Here is a 17,585-nt window from a genome sequence, read left to right on the forward strand (position 1 = left end):
TATACGTTTGTATAACAAGGAACGAGCCATGGCAACTGCACCGCTTCACGCACCCGATCGCGACCCGCTCGACGGCTGGTCGCTGCCCGCCTGGACATATAGCGATCCCGATTTCCACGCCGCCGAGATGGAACGCATCTTCCGCCCGAGCTGGCAGGTCGTCTGTCACGACAGCGACATTCCGAACGCCGGCGACTGGCACAGCATCGATTATTGCGGCGAGAGCGTGATTGTCGTGCGCGGCATCGATCATGTCGTTCGCGCCTTTACCAACGTCTGCCGCCATCGCGGCTCGCGGCTGCTCGACGGCGCGGCGGGCTGCGCGAAAAAGCTCGTCTGCCCCTATCATGCCTGGACCTACGAACTCGACGGCCGGCTGACCGGCGTGCCCGACTCGGCCAGCTATCCGACACTCGACAAGGGCAGGGCCGGGCTCGTTCCCGTCGGTCTCGAGCAATGGCGCGGCTTCTGGTTCGTGCGGCTCGAAGATGACGGCGGTCCGTCGGTGGCGAGAATGATGGCGCCCTATGAGGCGCAGGTCGCGCCCTATCGCTTCGAGGCCCTCGGTGCGCTCGGCCGCGTCACGCTGCGTCCGCGCGAGGTGAACTGGAAGAATGTCGGCGACAATTATTCGGACGGCCTCCACATCCCCGTCGCGCACCCCGGCCTCACGCGCCTGTTCGGCAAAAGCTATGGTGTCGAGGCCGAGGACAATGTCGACCGCATGTGGGGCGATCTGATCGATCGGCCGTCGGTGAACTGGTCCGAACGCATGTACCAGCGGCTGCTGCCCCCGGTGCCACACCTGCCCGAAGCCAACCAGCGCCACTGGCTCTATTTCAAGCTCTGGCCGAACGTCGCCTTCGACATCTATCCCGACCAGGTCGATTTCATGCAATGGTTGCCCACCGGGCCGACCACCTGCCTGATCCGCGAGATTAGCTATGTCCTTCCCGATGAGCGCCGCGAGATGAAGGCCGCGCGCTATTTGAACTGGCGCATCAACCGCCAGGTCAATGCCGAGGACACCGCGCTCATCACCCGCGTCCAGCAGGGGATGGCGTCGAAGAGCTTCACCATGGGGCCGCTCAGCGACAAGGAAGTGTGCCTCAAGCATTTCTGTTCGCGGATGCGCGACCTGATCCCCGAATCGCGGCTTGAGACAGCGCCGCCGCCGGGGTGGAGCCGGTAAGAGTTCTCCTCCCGCTTGCGGGAGGGGCTAGGGGAGGGCCTGTTTCCTCCCGGTCGATTGTCAGCGGGACAGGCCCTCCCCCGGCCCCTCCCGCAAGCGGGAGGGGAGTATGAGCGATCCAGTCATCATCGTCGGCGGCGGCCCCGCCGGTATGGTCGCGGGCCTGCTGCTCGCGCGCGCCGGGGTGCCCGTCACCATCCTTGAAAAACACGCCGATTTCCTCCGCGATTTCCGCGGCGACACGGTGCACCCCTCGACGCTCGACCTGTTCCACGAAATCGGGCTGCTCGATCAGCTGCTGAACCTGCCGCATGCGAAGGTCGACACGATGACCCTCGACCTGCTCGGCGGGCGCTACACGATCGCGTCGCTCAAAAGCCTGCCCGTCGCCGCGCCGTACGTCGCGATGATGCCGCAATGGGACCTGCTCGATTTCATCGCGCGGCAGGGGAAGGCCTATCCGACCTTCGACCTGCGCATGTCGACCGAAGCCGCCGGACCGACCTTCGACGCCGCAGGCCGCGTGAACGGCGTGACCCTGACCACGGGCGAGACATTGGCCGCGCGCCTTGTCATCGCCGCCGACGGCCGCCGCTCGGTGCTGCGCGACGCCGCCGACCTGCCGCTCGAAGATCTTGGCGCGCCGATGGATGTGCTGTGGTTCCGTATCCCGATGCCCGCCGACGCCCCGACCGACGTGCCGCTCGGCACCATCGACGCGCGCGGCATGGTCGTCGCCATCCCGCGCGGCGATTATTGGCAATGCGCGCGGATTATCGAAAAGGGCGGCTTGCCGGCGATCGAAGCGAGCGGGATCGCCGCCTTCCGCGACGATGTCACCGCGCTCGTCCCTGGTCTTTCCGCCGGGATCGACACGATCGCCAGCTTCGACGACGTAAAACTGCTCACCGTCGCGCTTGATCGCCTCACGCGCTGGTCGCGGCCGGGCCTGCTCGCGATCGGCGACGCGGCGCACGCGATGTCGCCGGTCGGCGGGGTGGGCATAAACCTCGCGGTGCAGGATGCCGTGGCCACCGCCAATATCCTCGCCGCACCGATGGCTGCGGGCGCAAACCCCGACCCGCTGCTCGTCAAGGTCCAGGAACGCCGCTGGAAACCGACGACGCGGATGCAGGGGCTCCAGCGCTTCGCGCATCAGAATATCATCGAACCGATGCTTCGCGGCGAAATCACCCGCGTGCCGCTTGCCGTTCGCCTGCTCGACCGCATCCCGCTGCTCCGCCGCATCCCGGGCCGTATCCTCGGCCTCGGCTTCGGCCGCCAGCATGTCCAATCCCCGCTTGCGAAAGAATTTTCATGACCAAAGCCTATGACGCCCTGATTATCGGCGCCGGCCACAACGGCCTCGTCTGCGCTTTCTATCTCGCCAAGGCGGGGCTGAAGGTGCGGATCGTCGAGGCGCGCGACATCGTCGGCGGCGCCGCGGTGACCGAGGAGTTTGCGCCGGGATTCCGCAACTCGGTCGCGAGCTACACGGTCAGCCTGCTCCAGCCGAAGGTCATCGCCGACATGAAGCTCGCCGATCATGGCTATCGCGTCATCGAACGTCCGATCAGCAATTTCCTGCCGCAGGAAGATGGGGGCTACCTCAAGCTCGGAGGCGGGCTCGAACGCACGCAGGCCGAGTTCCGAAAGTTCAGCCACCGTGATGCCGAGGTGCTGCCGCAATATTATGACGCGCTCGAAAATGTCGCCGAACTGCTCCGCGACCTTGCGTTGAAGGTTCCGCCCAACATCGGTGATGGCTTTCGCACGCTGATCGACGGCGCGCGGCAGGGGCGGCGCTTCGCGACCCTCAGCCTCGAACAGCAGCGCGACGTGCTCGACCTGTTTACGAAATCGGCGCGCACGATGCTGGATAGCTGGTTCGAGAGCGAAGCGGTCAAGGCCGCCTTCGGCTTCGACGCGGTCGTCGGCAATTATGCCAGCCCCGACACGCCGGGCAGCGCCTATGTCCTTCTTCATCACGTCTTCGGCGAAGTGAACGGCAAGAAGGGCGCCTGGGGCCACAGCATCGGCGGCATGGGCAGGATCACCGAGATCATGGCCAAGGTCTGCCGCGACTTGGGGGTCGAGATCAGCCTCGAAAGCCCGGTCGACAAGGTGCTCGTCGACGCCGGCAAGGCGGTCGGGGTCAAGCTGGCCGGCGGCGAGGAAATCGCGGCGGCGCGCGTGATCGCCAATGTCGGGCCGAAATTGCTTTACGAGCGCATGATGGACCCCAGCGACCTGCCCGCGGGGTACGAGCGCCGGATCAAGGGCTTCAAGGCGGGCAGCGGCACCTTCCGCATGAACGTCGCGCTGTCCGAACTACCGCGCTTTACCTGCCTCCCCGAGCCGGGCGAACATCACCAGTCGGGGATCATCCTCGCGCCGACGCTCGATTATATGGACCGCGCCTTCCTCGACGCGAAACAGCATGGCTGGTCGAAGGCGCCGATCGTCGAGATGCTGATCCCGTCGACCGTCGACGACAGCCTCGCGCCGCCCGGGAGCCATGTCGCCAGCCTGTTCTGCCAGCAATTCGCGCCGGTGCTGCCCGATGGCCGCGACTGGGACGACGAGGAAGAAGCCGCTGCCGCCGCTATCCTCGACACCGTCGAGAAGCATGCGCCGGGTTTCCGCGCGAGCATCATCGCGCAGACGCGCCTCTCGCCCAAGGGTCTCGAACGCAAGTTCGGGCTCGTCGGCGGCGACATCATGCACGGCAATATGAGCCTCGACCAGCTCTGGTCGGCGCGCCCCGTGCTCGGCAACGGCGGGTATCGCGGACCGGTAAAGGGGCTCTATATGTGCGGCGCGGGCACGCATCCGGGCGGCGGCGTGACCGGCGCGCCGGGGCATAATGCGGCGCAGGTGATTCTACGCGACCGGGGTTTCTTCGCGCCCAGATGGCGTTGAGGTCGGCGCCGCTTCGCGCGTCCACCAATAAAGCGGCAGCCCCGCCGCCATCAGGATCAGGCTCATCGCGCTGACATTCGGCCCGGCCCCCCACAGCGTCCAGCCGGAATAGGCGAGGCCGATCAGCGCGACCGGGATGGCGACACGCAGCCGCAGCGCGGCGGCGGCGCAAGAGAGATAGAGCCACAGCGTCACCGAGGTCGACAATATCGCCATGAAGGTGAACATCTCGGCGGTCGACTTGCTGCTGTTCAGCACGACGCAGGCGGTCGCGAGGAGGCTCGCGCTGAACAGCGCGACAATGGGCGTGCCGTGGCGGTTGGTCGCGGCGAAGCGCGCGGGGAACAGGCCTTGGCGCGCGAGCGTCGCAGGCAGTTCGGCCTGGATCAGCGTGAAGCCGTTGAGCGCGCCGATCGCGCTGATCGCGGCAAAGGCGGCGATGAACAAGGCCGGGCCATGCCCCCAATAGGTTTCGGCGAACAGCGCAAAGGGGGCGTCGGACTTCGCAACCTCGTCCGCGGGCAGCATCAGCGCGACCGCCGAGCAGACGATGAGGTAGAGGATTCCCGTCGCGAGCGTGCCGATGATCGTCGCGCGCGGGATGGTGACGACCGGATCCTCGACCTTGTCGGTCGCGATGCTCGCCGATTCGAAGCCGAGCAACGCCCACAGCGTCAGGATCGCCGATCCGCTGACCGCCGTCAGCGACAGCCCCTCGGCCGGAAAGGGGGTGGTTGCGACTGGCACCGCGCCGCCGAACGCGACGGGGATAAGGACGATCACCGTCAGCAGCGGGATCAGCTTGATCAGCAAGGTCACGACCTGGAAGCGGCCCGCGGCGCGCGCGCCGCGCCAGTTGATCGCGGTGACGATCCAGATCAGCGCGAGCGTCGAGATCGCCATATGCTGCCCGAGCGCGGGCGCGAAAAGGCTGAGGAAGCTGACAGCTGCGACCGCGAGCGTCACATTGGCGGTCCACACCGACACCCAATAGGCCCAGCCGATCATGAAGCTGGGGATGCGCCCGAAGGCGAGCTGGACGAAGGCGGTCGGCCCGCTCGCTTGCGGAAAGGCGACGGTCAGCCGCGCGAGGACCATTGCGAGCGCCAGCGCGCCGGCGATCGTGATCGCCCAGCCCGCGACGCCATTCCAGCCGAAGGGCGCGAGGCTGGCGGGAAGCAGGAACACCCCCGACCCGATCATATTGCCCATCACGAGCGCGATACACATCGAAAGGCCGAGCTTGCGGCCCGGCCCCTCGCTGCGGGTCGGTGACTGGGTCACCCGATCAGAATTCCTTGCTGACCTTGATGCCGATCAGGCGCGGGCGAATGACCGTGTCATAGAAGACGCCGCCGTTCGCGGTTACCCCGTCGGGATCGCCGCAAGTGGTTTCGAGGCACTGGACGCCGGCGTTGATGACCCCGTTGCTGTCGAACAGGTTCGTCGCGAAAAGCTCGGCCTTCCAGCTCTCGCCCTTCACCCCGACGCTGACGTCGGCGGTCGTATAGGCGTCGAACATGCCCTTGATGCCATTTTCAAGCGTGCGAACGTCGCTGCGACGCTTGCCGATATGGTTGACCGCGAACTGGACGTGCGCGCCGAGGTCGCCGACCGGGAATTCATAGCGCGCGACGATGTTGCCCTTGAACTTCGGCGTCACTGGCAGGCTCGTGCCCTTCGGCGCGAGCAGCGCGTTGTCGGCGCCGTCGGCGCCCGGCAGCGTGCAGTCGAAGGCGTCATTGGCAATGGCGCAGAAATCGCGGCGGATTTCGGCGTCGTTATAGCTCATGCCCGCGTTGATCGAGAAGCCGTCCTGGCGGTAGCCGAGGTCGAGTTCGATCCCGCGAATCCGCGCGACACCCGCATTGCGGATTTCGCTGAGCCCGTTGAGGCCGAGGAAGGAGAGCTGGATGTCGTTCCAGTCCTGCTGGTATATCGCGCCGTTGAAACGCACCGGGCCCCAACTCGTCTTCCACCCGAACTCGTAATTGTCGAGCGTGTCCGAGCCATAGGGCGGCAACGATCCGCGCCGGTTGATCCCGCCGGGGCGGAAACCCCGCGACCAGGTCGCATAGACGAGCGCGTCGTCGCTGAACTTGTAGGTGAGGTTCAGCTTGTGGATGAAGTCGGTCTTCTTCGTCCGCTTGTCGAGGTTGGTACAGGGCGACCCGTCGACCACCGCCGGCCCCTGGCAGGCATAGACCGGATTGCCGCTGAAGCCGGGGTTGTTGTAGCCGAAGAAGCCGACGAGGCTGTTGTCATATTTATACACCCGCCCGCCGCCGGTCAGCGTCAGCTGGTCGGTGATGTCGAAGCTGATCTCGCCGAATGCGGCATAATCGCGGTCGACGCGGATCTGCTTGGTCAGCCAGATATTGTCGACGGTGCCGGGGACCTGCAGATCGTCGGACAGGTCGTCGATGATGTAATGCTGTTCGATATTATGCTTCTGCCGTTGCCAGAACACGCCGCCGATAAAGCGGATGCGTGCATCGGCGGGCGAGGCGACGCGCGCTTCGAAGAAATTACGCCGATAGCGGTCGATGCCCTGGATATACTGGTTCGGACTGATCTGGTCGCCCGCATTATCGTAGAAATAGACCGCCGATCCATAGAGCGCGTCATAGAAATAGGCATAGTCCGAATAGTCGCTCTCGACGTCGGTCTTGCGGCGCAGGTGCCCGCCGGTCACGGTCAGATCCCAATTGCCGAGCTTGCCCTCGATCGTCAGCGCGGCCTGCAGCCATTTGTCCTTCGACGATTCGGGGTTGTACTGGACGGTTTGCAGCTTGTCGGTGACGGCGCTCGACCGTTCCTGGGCGAAGCTGCCGTTCGTCTTCTGGATCTGGCCCATGATCGTCGGGCGCAGCGTCCAGTCGTCGTCAAGATCGATCCCGAGCGCGAGCCGCGCGCCATAGGTGTCGGCGTCGTTGTAATTCTTTTCGGCAAGGCCCGCATTGGTCTGGACAATGTCGTCGCCGGGCAGGTCGACAAGGTCGTCGCCGACAAATTGCTTGATCGGATAGGTTCGGCTTCCCGGGATATTGTCGATATAGCCCGCGTCATGGCGATACCAGCCGACAAGGCGCAGCGCCGCCCGCTCGCCGAGCGGGGCGTTGATGAAGCCCTCGACCACGCCGCCGAAATCGCCGTGCGCGACATTGTTGACCTCGACTCCTACCTCGCCATAGGTGCCGCTGGTGTCGGGCTGGTTGGTGACGAGCTTGATCGTCCCCGCCATCGAGCTTGCACCGTAAAGCGTTCCCTGCGGCCCGGCGAGCGCCTCAACGCGCGCCAAATCATAGGCGTGGATGTCGAGCGCGCCCTGGATCGTCGTGATCGGCATTTCGTCCAGATAGGTGCCGACGGTCGGCAGCGACGCCGAGTGATTGGCGTTCTCGCCCGACGCGACGCCGCGGAAATAGACCTGGCTGAACCCGGGCGCAGCGGTCTGGATCGTCACCGACGGCAGGAATTTGACGACATCCTGAAATTCCTTGACCTGCAGCTCGTCGAGCCGCTCGGTTCCGATCGCGGTGATCGCGAGCGGCACATCCTGCAAATTCTGTTCGCGCTTCGACGCGGTGACCACGATGTCGCGGTCGTCGTTGGTGCTCGCCTCCTGCGCGAGCGCGGTTCCCGACGTGCACAGGATCGTGCTGCCGAGCAGAAAGGCGCCGCTTTTGGTAAATACTGCCGGTAGCTTCCGCATGAGATCCCCCTCAGATGACAGTCCTGTGACGGAGAATGACGCGGCGCAGCGCAAGCGCAAGCATTGTTGTGCAGCGCAGCGGTCGTTGGTCGAAAATGTCGCCTGCTGTTGCCGAAAGGCAACGTTTTGTCGTGGACGTGCTCAGCCGAAATCGGCGGGCACGGCCGGATAGGCGGTGAGCACGGGCCCCAATGCGTCCTTCAGCGGGCCGAGCCATTCTTCGTAAGGCTGCCATTGCCCGACGCCGTCGCGATTGATCGGGCGGCGCACCTGTTCGCTCGACGCGGTGCGCACCGCGCGCGCGTTGGCGTGGAACGCCATGCACGCCTCCTCGAACGGTTGGCCCAGATAGGCGATCATCTTGCGCACTTCGGCCTCGGGTTCGTCGAGCAGCGCTTCGTGGACCACGCGGTGGACGCGCCCCGGCTGCACGGCGTCGATATGGGCCATCAGCCGGACATAATCGCAGTAATAAGCGCCGACATCGGCGAGGCCGTAGCTGAAAGCCTGCCCCTTGGCGAAATGCTGCCGGAAGTTCGAAAAACAGCAATCGAGGGGCGCGCGCCGCGCGTCGATGATCTTCGCATTGGGCAGGATCAGGCGGATGAAAACGGTATAGAGCCAGTTGTTCGGCAGCTTGTCGATATAGAAGGGCTTGCCGGTCTTGCGCTGCACGGCGGTGCGATCGAGGAAGGCCGCGCCCAGTTCGGCGAGCTGGGCGTGCGGCGCCTCGGCCAGCGCCTCGATCCATCGGCGTCCGTCCTGCTTTGTCTCGCGACCGAGTCCGAGCGCGAGCGCAGGGATGTCGGGCAGCTCCATCGTGCCCTCGATCGCCGAGTGGCAGCTCAGGATCTGTTCGATCAGCGTCGACCCCGCGCGCGGCATGCCGAGGATGAAGATCGGATCGGGCGCCGGGTCGCCCGCGCCGGCGCGCGCAGCGAAGAATTCGGCTGTGCTGGCGGCGATGATCGCATCGACCGTCGCGCGCGTCTCGGCGGCGCGATAGCCGAGCTGGGCGGAACGGATCGCGTTGCCTGCGGCATAATGGCGAAAGGCGGGTTCGTGCTCGTCGCTGTCGTCATACGCCTTGCCGAGCGCAAAATGGAGATGAAGGCGGTCGTCGGCGCGCGCGTCGCTTTCGGGTTTGGCGGCAACCAGCGCCGCTTCCATCGCGGAGCGATCGGCGGCGTCGAAGCGGATCGTCTTGAGGTTCGCGAGGCTCCACCAGATTTCGCCGAGCCCGGGATCGGCGGCGAGCGCGCGACGATAGGCGGCGATGCCGTCCTCCTGCCGCCCGACGGTCTTCAGCATATGGCCATAGCTCATCCACAGCTTGGCGTGATCGGGAAAACGGCGCGTCAGTTCCTCGTAAAGCGCGAGCGCTTCGTCATACCCGCCGATGCGCCCGAGCGCGGCGGCGCGAAGGTTCGCGTGCGCGGGATTACCCGGATCGCTTTCGAGCACGGCCTCGAGCGTTTCGGCCGCCTCGGCAAAGCGGTTCTGCTTGTAATAGACGGTCGCGAGATTGGCGCGCGCCGCACCGAAACCCGGCGCAAGCGCAAGCGCGCGCGAAAGCAGCTTTTCGGCGTCCTCATAGCGCCCGAGCCGCCCCGCTACCTCGGCGAGCATGCGGATCGCCGCGACGTCGGTCGCATCCTCGCGCAGTCGCTGGCGCAGCGCGCCCTCGGCGTCGGGCAGCCGGTTTTCGGAAAGCGCGAGCGCCGCATCGACCATCGCCGGGTCATGGGCCGTCGCGCCGACTGCGGCGAGCGAAGCCGCCTGCGCTTCCCCTTCGCGGTTCAGCGCGCGCAGCGCATGCGCGGCAAGGCGGTGCGCCGCCGCCGATGTCGGCACTTCGTCGATGATCGCCTGCGCCTGCGCCAGCGCCGCCCCGGGCTGGCCGTTCAGGAGCTGGCGGGCGTTGGCGAGCGCCTGATCGAGCGTGACGGTCGCCAAATGCCCCCGCCTCAGCTTTTCGCCGCGCGGGCCTTGGCTACCGCCTGCCGCAGCGCGTCATAGCCGATCTGGCCCTGGAACAGCTGGTCGCCGACGACCCACGTCGGGGTGGCGTTGAGCTGGAGCTGGGTCGCGATCGCGAGGTTGCTGTCGAGTTCGCGCTGGAACAGCGCCTCGTTCGCGGTCGCGTCGGCGCTGCCGTCGGTCACGACGCCCGCCTTTTCCGCCGCCGCGGCGATCGCCGAGGGGTCGAGCGACGATGCCCGGAACATCGCGTGGTGGAAGGCGTCATATTTGCCCTGCCGCGCGGCGGCGAGTGCCATGATCGCGGCGTCGCGGCTCTGCGGCGCGATGATCGGCAGCTCGCGGAACACGACCTTCAGGCGCTTGTCCTCGCGGATCAGCCGGTCGACGTCGGGCACGCTCGCGCGGCAGAAACCGCAGGCATAGTCGGTGAACACGACCAGCGTGACATCGCCGTCGGCGTTGCCTGCCCACGCGCCGGCATAGGGCTTTTCGAGCGCCGGGCGGATCGCGTCGATCGCCTTCGCGATTTCGCCGTTGCGCTGCGCTTCGAGCGCCTCGGGAATGATCTGCGGGTTCGCCTTGATATAGTCGGCGACGATGGTTTCAACCTCGGCCTTGCTCATTCCGCCGCCGAAACGGCCGCCGAGCCAGAAGACGAGCGCGAGTAGCAACAGGCCGCCGAGCGCAAGGCCCCATGCGCGCGTGGCAACGCCTTCCATCCCGGTCCCCTTGATTTGCGGCAGGCGCTGCGCCGACATGGCTTTGGCGCCCGCGGGCTTCTTCGCCGGTGGGGCGATCGGCGAACGGTCGTCGCCTTCCGCCATGGCCGCCGCGTTCGCCGGAGCAGGCTTCGCCATGGCCGGGATTGCGGTGTCACCCGCGAAGAGTGGCAGGTCGGGCGCGGCGGCCGCCGTCGCTGCGGCTTTCGCTTCGGATTCTTCGCGCGCGAGCAATTGTTCGAGCCCCGACGGCGGCGGCGCCATTTCCTCGCGCGGCGCGGGACGCAGCTTGGTCGCCGCATCGCCCAGCTGCTCGCGCAGGCTTTCGCTTCCGGCCTTGGCAATATCGACGACCCCCGCCCTGGTCTTGCCCGCGACCTCGCCAAGCCCGCGCCCGGCCTCGCTCGACAGCTTCCGCGCCTTGTCGCCGAGTGCCATTTTTTCCCACGCTTCACCGCCCGCCTTGGCCGCCGCGCGACCGGCCTGCGCCGATCCGCGTCCCGCGGCGCGCGCCGCGCGCGCGGTCGCCGCGCCGGTTCTCGCTGCCAGTTCGCGCGAGCGGCGGGGGATTTCCATCGCCTCGACGCGTGCGGGAATATCGGCGCGCTCGCCGACGCGGATCGTCCAGTCGGCAAAGGCCTCGACGCCGCCCTGGATGCGGTCCCACAGGTTCGCGGCACCGGCCTTGATCGCCTCGGGCTTTACCAGCGGCTCGCCGCGCGGCTTCTCGGGCTTGTTATAGCGTGTCAGGTCGATGCCGACGGGGGGCTCCTCCTTCGGTTTCGCCAATCCTTCGTCCGGTGTCGGCGCGCCCATGCCCGACGTCGGCGCGGGATCGCGCAGCCACGGCTGGTAATAATCGTCTTTTCGGTCAGTCACTAAGGGTCAGGTCCTATGAATGGGACGGCTGAGGCGGAAAAATGGCGAACATATCGGGCCGAATGGCCCGCCGGTCATAGTGGTTCTATGTCCAAGGGACATTTGGTCCGAGAGGGAAGCCATTTTTCCGTCCCTCGGGGATTTGGTCAAATTTGTCCATTGCCGCGTCAGAGCGCCTTGGAATATTCCCATATGCCTGCGCCGCTCTTCCTCGCACTGAACAAATTTGCCCCAAACCTCAGCCGTCCCATTCATAGGAGCTGACCCTCACGCCCTTGCGCATCATTATTGGCGATGCGGTGCCCGTTTGCCCTGCTTGAATCTAACGCCGTTTGCGCTCGCGTTCCACCTCGGCGCGAGCCACCATCGAAATATCCTGTGCACGGATCCAGTCGGGGGAGCCCTGGGGCAGTCCCTGCATCGCCATTTCGGCATTACGCAGCGCGAGCCCGGCCTGTCCACCCTCCAGGCTGTAGCGTTCGGCCGAGGCGAGCGCGGCGCGCGCCTGATCGCCCTTGCTCGCATAGACGATGCCGAGTTGGTACCAGGCGAAAGGATTTTCATTGTCGAGTGCCACCGCCGTTTTCAGGACCTCTTCGGCTTCGGGGTAATTGGCGGGATCCTCCGTCGCGATCAGTGCATGGCCCAGCGTCGCGCTGATCAGCGGCTGCGAGCGCGACTGCGAAACCGCCTTGCGCAGCGGGGGGATGGCGTCCTTGGGCCGCCCCGATTCGAGCAGCACCTGCCCTTCGAGCTCGAGGAAATAGGGATCGTTCGGGTTCGTCGCGAGCAATCCCTCAACCTCCGCCAATGCCTTTTGCGGATAGGCGCTCTTGTGCCAGGCATAGGCGCGAGCATAGCGCGCGGGGATGCTGCTGTTGCTCTCCGGAAACTGGCGCAACGTTCGCTCCGGGTCGGACATATAGCCCGAAAGCTTGGCCTTGATGCGCTGGAATCGTTTCTCGATCGCGGGATCGGCGGGTTTGTTCCACGCGGGATCGATGACATAGACCTCGCGTAACGTCTGGATACGGTCGCCCGACATCGGGTGAGTGCGACCATAGGCCTGGTCGTCGTCCTGCTTCACCGCATAGCGGAATTCGAGGTTCTGGAGCTTCTTGAAGAAGGCGAGGCTGCCGCGGCCGCTGATCCCCGCTTTCGACAGATATTGCGCGCCCGCGGCATCGGCGGTCGATTCCTGAACGCGGCTGAACGCGAGGAACTTGCCGAGCGCCGCCTGCTGGCCGGCCATCATGATTCCCATGCCGGCCTCCCCGCCGCCGGCGGCAATCGCCGCGGCGCCGAGCAACAGGCTGAGCAGCGAAATGCCGCTCGCCGCCTTGGCGCCCTCGTTGACGCGGATCGCGTGACCGCCCATGACATGGCCGAGTTCGTGCGCGAGCACACCCTGCACCTCTTCGGCGCTGTCGGCCGCCTCGATCAGCCCGCTGAAAACGTAAATATCCTGGCTGCCTGCGACGAAGGCGTTGATGCTGCGGTCGCCGAGCAGGTGGACACGCACCTGTCCGGGCCGGAGCCCCGCGGCGACGAGCAGCGGGTCCATCATGTCCTGGAACAAGGCCTCGGTCTCGGCGTCGCGCAGGATCGACTGCGCCGCTGCCGGGCGCATCGCGATCGCGACCATCGCGAGCAAAGTCAGCAGGATATGGAAAATGGGGCGCAGCCTTTGCGCCCCGGACGCGGGTTGCGGCGGGAAAGCGGTCATCCCCGCCTCTCTTGCGCCGCGCGCCTGAACCCCGAGTGAAGCCATAAAGGCTTATTGGGGGCCAGCACGCGCGGACGCAAGGTCAGCTTGCAGATTCTGCGATCGGTTGCCGCGGATCAGTTTCCGCCCGATCGACTTGGTCAATCAGTTGCCAAATGTGCGCTGCCACCAGCCGCGGCGCGGTTCGCCCTCGGCGCCTTCGCCCGACTCGTCGCCATTGGCGGCGACGGGTTCGGCCTCGCGCGTGGCTTCGGGGGCGGCTTCGGCGGCGACGGCTTTCTTCGCCCGGCTTGCTCGCTTCTTTGGCGCGGGCTTGGCGGGTTCGGCTTCGGTCGGCGCTTCGACGGCAGGCACTTCGGGGACCGGCGCCTCTGCAGCGGCTTCCGCAGCTTCGGCTTCGGCGGCCGCGGCGGCCTTGGTCTTGCGCGGCGCGCGCTTGCGTTTCGGCTTCTCCTCGGCGGCCGGCGCTTCCTCGACAACCGGTTCGGGCGGCGCTTCGGCCACTTCTAGCGGTGCCGCTTCTTCGGCCACGGCCTCACCGGAGTTTTCCTCGGCGTCGGCCTTTTTGCGGCTCCGGCCACCGCGGCGGCGCCGCGGCTTGGCTTCGGCCTCTTCGGCCTCCGCCTCGGAAGCCACGGCTGCGTCGGCGGGAGCCTCCTCGTCTGCGCCGGCCCCGGCGGCATCGCCTTCGCCTTCCTCGCCGCTTTCGACGGTGTCAGCGGTCTCGTTGCCTTCCTCGTCGCGACGCCCGCGGCGGCCGCGGCGGCGGCGGCGGCGGCGCTTGCGGCCTTCGCCGTCGGCATCGCCTTCCTCGCGGTCGCGCGCGCCTTCTTCGCGGTCACGCGAACGCGCAGGACGATCTTCGGCGGCCTCTTCTTCGGCTTCTTCTTCCTCGTCCTCGGGATAGTCGTCGTCATCGTCCTCGATCGGTGTGATCGGTGCGAAGCTGCGGCGGGCGATCGGCGGCGGACCGCTCACTTCGACCGCCATGCGCGCACCTTCGGTCTCGCCATCGGGCAGGATCTCGACCGTGACGCCATAAAGCTCCTCGATCTCGCGCAGTTCGCGGCGCTTTTCGTTGAGGAGGTAGAAGGTCGCCTCCTGGCTCGCGCGCAGGGTGATCTTGTTACCCTTGCCGCGCGCGGCTTCCTCTTCGATCAGGCGCAGTGCGCTGAGACCCGCCGACGAGGCGGTGCGGACGAGGCCGGTGCCTTCGCAATGCGGGCAGGGACGCGTCGAGGCTTCGAGCACGCCGGTGCGCAAGCGCTGGCGGCTCATCTCCATCAGGCCAAAGCCCGAGATGCGGCCGACTTGGATGCGCGCACGGTCGTTCTTCAACGCATCCTTCATCGCGCGCTCGACCTTGCGGACGTTCGAGCCATGATCCATGTCGATGAAGTCGATCACGACCAGCCCGGCCATGTCGCGCAGGCGCAGCTGGCGCGCGATTTCGGCCGCAGCCTCGAGGTTGGTGCTGAGCGCGGTCTGCTCGATATTATGCTCGCGCGTCGATCGGCCCGAATTGATGTCGATCGACACCAAGGCTTCGGTCGGGTTGATCACCAGATAGCCGCCCGATTTCAGCTGGACGACCGGATTGAGCATCCCGGCGAGCTGATCCTCGACGCCGTAACGCTGATAGAGCGACACGGGATCGGCATATTGCTTCACGCGCCGCGCGTGGCTCGGCATCAACAGCTTCATGAACTGCTTGGCGGCCTTGTAGCCCTCGTCGCCCTCGACGAGCACTTCCTCGATGTCCTTGTGATAGATGTCGCGGATCGCGCGCTTGACGAGGTCGCTGTCCGAATGGATCAGCGCCGGCGCGCTCGAACCCAGCGTATTCTCGCGGATTTCGTCCCACAGGCGCGCGAGATAGTCGAAGTCGCGCTTGATCTCGACCTTGGTGCGGCTCATCCCCGCGGTGCGCACGATGCAGCCCATCGTCGGCGGCAGATTGAGCTCGTCGATCATCGCCTTCAGCTTGCGGCGATCGGCGCCGTTCGAAATCTTCCGGCTGATCCCGCCACCGTGCATCGTGTTCGGCATCAGCACGCAATAGCGGCCGGCGAGCGACAGATAGGTAGTGAGCGCAGCGCCCTTGTTGCCGCGTTCTTCCTTGACGACCTGCACCAGCATCACCTGGCGGCGACGGATGACGTCCTGGATCTTGTAGCGGCGGCGCAGCGACATGCGGCTCTCGCCGTCCTCGTCGTCACCCCGACGCCCGCGCCCGCGGCCACGGCCGCCCTTGCGGCCATCGCGTCCACGGCGCTTGCGGTCGCCGCGACCGTCCCCGGTTCCTTCTGAGCCTTCCTCGGCGCCTTCTTCCCCGTCCTCGGCGTCGCCGTTTTCAGCGTCGCCTTCGTCGCCGTCGGCGTCTTCGCCGATGGTTTCGGGGGCGGGGGCGTCGCCATTTTCGTCTTCGTCATGATATTCGACGTCGGCGACATCGCCTTCGAGCTCGTCGAGGTCCTCCTCGGCGCGCTGCGCGGCGGCGGCGGCGTGCTCGGCCTCTTCGCGGAGCAGTGCTTCGCGATCCTCTTTCGGAATCTGGTAATAGTCGGGGTGGATTTCGCTGAAGGCGAGGAAGCCGTGGCGATTGCCGCCATATTCGACGAACGCCGCCTGCAGCGACGGTTCGACGCGGGTCACCTTGGCCAGATAGATATTGCCCTTGAGCTGCTTGTGCTCGGCGGACTCGAAATCAAACTCCTCGATTCGGTTTCCCTTGGTGACGGCGACCCGGGTTTCTTCCCGGTGCCGCGCGTCGATCAACATGCGCGTGGTCATTAGTTACACTCCAAGCGCGCCTCGGCGCGCCATCAAAAAATCCCGCTAACCCTCCTTGCGGAAGGCCGCGGCGGATACGGATGAAAGGAAAAAAGACGTTATTGCCGAAAGGAGCCTGCGTCCGGTCCTGGACGCGCATGCGGTCTTCAAATCCGGCGACGGCCGGGGCGAAAGCGCCCGCGTCGGGATATGAAGAGGGCATGGCAAGCCTCATACGGCATCAACCTGTTACGGGATGAGCGGGCGGGCAGGGCGGGCGCCTTGCGAACGCCCCGACTGTCCGGTCAACCGGGTGGACTGGCGGCAGGCTTGTCCTTCCCAATATGTCCGGCGCCAAGGCGGCCATGATCCGCATATTCGCGGAACAGGCCCTCCCCTCAAAAGGCCGGACGGCACCGGGAACGACACCGTCAGTGATGGCGTGCTAGCATCGGCACGGACCGACGGCAACCACAACCGCCGCAGAAAGATGGGATGGCGTGGAGGTGTTGCAAGAAAACCATCGGGTTGCGTTTGCGGAATCGGCGGCTGACCCGCCGGTCGGCGCGGCATTGTCCCGCCATGGTCAAGGGCGGATTCACCGCGATGACGTGCCGGGCGCCGACGAATCCGAATAAAGCTGGACCATCGCCCGCCGTGGACGGCATAGACAGGCCATGAGTCCGCTGCTCGTCCTGATTGGCCTGATCGGAGCCCTCCCGGCAGCATCGCCGGGGCAGGCGGGCGCGATCGATGGCGATCCGCGCCCCCTCATAACGGGCGAATTTGGGCCTGCTTCGCGGGCTCCGCGCGGCGAACCGCGATCATTCGCCGGCTTTCGCGCCAAGCGCCCGGAAAAGCGCTACAGCGTGACCGTCCCGATCGGAAAGCCCAAGCCCGCGGTGACGCTGCCGCGCATCGATGGCCCTGCCGATGCGCGGCTGCCGCTGGTCGTGATCGACGCCGGTCACGGCGGGCACGATCCCGGCGCGATCTCGCCGCACGACGGCAGCCGGGAAAAGGACATCACGCTGGCGCTGGCCCGCGCGATCCGAAAGGATCTGCTCGCGCTGGGCCGGGTGCGCGTCGCGCTTACGCGCTCGGACGACCGTTTCCTCGTGCTCGAGGAACGTTACGGCATCGCGCGGCGGCTGAAAGCCGACCTGTTCATCTCGGTCCACGCCGACGCCGCCGAAAACCAGGAGGCCAGCGGCGCGTCGATCTATACGCTGTCAGAGGTCGCTTCCGACCGCGAGGCGGCGCGGCTGGCGGCGCGGGAGAACAAGGCGAATATCATCAATGGCGTCGATCTCGGCGCGCATAGCGGCGACGTGTCGGCGATCCTGCTCGACCTCACCCAGCGCGAGTCGATGAACGTCGCCTCCGACTTCGCGCGGCTGCTTCAGCGCGAGGCGTCCGACGAGGTCAAATTCCGCACCACCGCGCACCGCTTCGCCTCCTTCATCGTGCTGAAGGCGCCCGACACCCCATCGGTGCTTTTCGAAACCGGCTTCATCTCGAACAAGGACGATATCGAATTCCTCGCTTCGTCCGCCGGCCAGAAGAAGGTCGCACGCGGCGTTCGCGAAGCGGTGCAGATCCACTTCGCCCGCCGGATCGCGGAGCGATGAACCGCCCTTCCGGCAATATATAGTCTTGACTAACTTTTCGTGCGCC

10 protein-coding genes are annotated in these 17,585 nt (G+C 66.2%); 4 read left to right on the top strand and 6 right to left on the bottom strand.

The features are described 5' to 3' along the window. Window positions 1-28 precede the first annotated feature (28 nt). The 3 genes from HDC29_RS12830 to HDC29_RS12840 all read left to right on the top strand — a co-directional run bounded on the left by HDC29_RS12830 (window position 29) and on the right by HDC29_RS12840 (window position 4,114). Entirely contained in the window at window positions 29-1,192 is a 1,164-nt protein-coding gene (locus HDC29_RS12830) for an aromatic ring-hydroxylating dioxygenase subunit alpha (protein ID WP_179498123.1), read from the top strand. A 109-nt stretch (window positions 1,193-1,301) separates the two neighbouring features. Then, the gene (locus HDC29_RS12835) at window positions 1,302-2,513 is read left to right on the top strand and encodes an FAD-dependent oxidoreductase (RefSeq protein ID WP_179498125.1); all 1,212 of its coding nucleotides are present in this window, start codon (window positions 1,302-1,304) and stop codon (window positions 2,511-2,513) included. Further along, window positions 2,510-4,114 (top strand): NAD(P)/FAD-dependent oxidoreductase, encoded by a 1,605-nt coding sequence (locus HDC29_RS12840; protein WP_179498127.1) that lies wholly within the window; start codon window positions 2,510-2,512, stop codon window positions 4,112-4,114. Before HDC29_RS12835 ends, HDC29_RS12840 begins: the two co-directional genes overlap by 4 nt. On the opposite strand, the gene HDC29_RS12845 is transcribed toward HDC29_RS12840, so the two are convergent. From HDC29_RS12845 to HDC29_RS12870, 6 genes are all read right to left on the bottom strand, one after another. Next, the gene (locus HDC29_RS12845) at window positions 4,076-5,344 is read right to left on the bottom strand and encodes an amino acid permease (RefSeq protein ID WP_179498897.1); all 1,269 of its coding nucleotides are present in this window, start codon (window positions 5,342-5,344) and stop codon (window positions 4,076-4,078) included. The two genes, HDC29_RS12840 and HDC29_RS12845, sit on opposite strands and share 39 nt — an antisense overlap. Before the next feature lie 58 nt (window positions 5,345-5,402). Next, window positions 5,403-7,829 carry a TonB-dependent receptor gene (locus tag HDC29_RS12850; protein WP_179498129.1) on the bottom strand — a complete coding sequence of 809 codons (2,427 nt, stop codon included), beginning with the start codon at window positions 7,827-7,829 and terminating at the stop codon, window positions 5,403-5,405. Between the two features lie 141 nt (window positions 7,830-7,970). Next, a complete protein-coding gene (locus HDC29_RS12855; protein WP_179498131.1) occupies window positions 7,971-9,785 on the bottom strand; it encodes a sulfotransferase in 1,815 nt (604 codons plus the stop codon). 11 nt (window positions 9,786-9,796) lie between these two features. Next, on the bottom strand, window positions 9,797-11,410 hold the full coding sequence (locus tag HDC29_RS12860; protein WP_179498133.1) for a thioredoxin domain-containing protein: 1,614 nt from the start codon (window positions 11,408-11,410) through the stop codon (window positions 9,797-9,799). Between the two features lie 322 nt (window positions 11,411-11,732). Beyond that, window positions 11,733-13,136 carry a M48 family metalloprotease gene (locus HDC29_RS12865; RefSeq protein WP_257018265.1) on the bottom strand — a complete coding sequence of 468 codons (1,404 nt, stop codon included), beginning with the start codon at window positions 13,134-13,136 and terminating at the stop codon, window positions 11,733-11,735. A 144-nt stretch (window positions 13,137-13,280) separates the two neighbouring features. Beyond that, complete coding sequence (locus HDC29_RS12870; RefSeq protein WP_179498135.1) at window positions 13,281-15,929, bottom strand: ribonuclease E/G; 2,649 nt, start codon at window positions 15,927-15,929, stop codon at window positions 13,281-13,283. A gap of 656 nt (window positions 15,930-16,585) precedes the next feature. Between HDC29_RS12870 and HDC29_RS12875 the strand changes: the two genes are divergently transcribed. Further along, a complete protein-coding gene (locus HDC29_RS12875; protein ID WP_179498137.1) occupies window positions 16,586-17,539 on the top strand; it encodes an N-acetylmuramoyl-L-alanine amidase in 954 nt (317 codons plus the stop codon). The last annotated feature ends 46 nt before the right edge of the window (window positions 17,540-17,585 follow it).

Origin of the sequence: Sphingopyxis sp. JAI108, assembly GCF_013410105.1 — a bacterium.
GTDB classification, from domain to species: domain Bacteria; phylum Pseudomonadota; class Alphaproteobacteria; order Sphingomonadales; family Sphingomonadaceae; genus Sphingopyxis; species Sphingopyxis chilensis.

Coding starts and splice junctions, on each gene's coding strand:
- HDC29_RS12830 (WP_179498123.1), top strand. CDS start 29: ATGGCAACTGCACCGCTTCACGCACCCGATCGCGACCCGCTCGACGGC.
- HDC29_RS12835 (WP_179498125.1), top strand. CDS start 1,302: ATGAGCGATCCAGTCATCATCGTCGGCGGCGGCCCCGCCGGTATGGTC.
- HDC29_RS12840 (WP_179498127.1), top strand. CDS start 2,510: ATGACCAAAGCCTATGACGCCCTGATTATCGGCGCCGGCCACAACGGC.
- HDC29_RS12845 (WP_179498897.1), bottom strand. CDS start 5,344: ATGTGTATCGCGCTCGTGATGGGCAATATGATCGGGTCGGGGGTGTTC.
- HDC29_RS12850 (WP_179498129.1), bottom strand. CDS start 7,829: ATGCGGAAGCTACCGGCAGTATTTACCAAAAGCGGCGCCTTTCTGCTC.
- HDC29_RS12865 (WP_257018265.1), bottom strand. CDS start 13,136: ATGACCGCTTTCCCGCCGCAACCCGCGTCCGGGGCGCAAAGGCTGCGC.
- HDC29_RS12870 (WP_179498135.1), bottom strand. CDS start 15,929: ATGACCACGCGCATGTTGATCGACGCGCGGCACCGGGAAGAAACCCGG.
- HDC29_RS12875 (WP_179498137.1), top strand. CDS start 16,586: ATGAGTCCGCTGCTCGTCCTGATTGGCCTGATCGGAGCCCTCCCGGCA.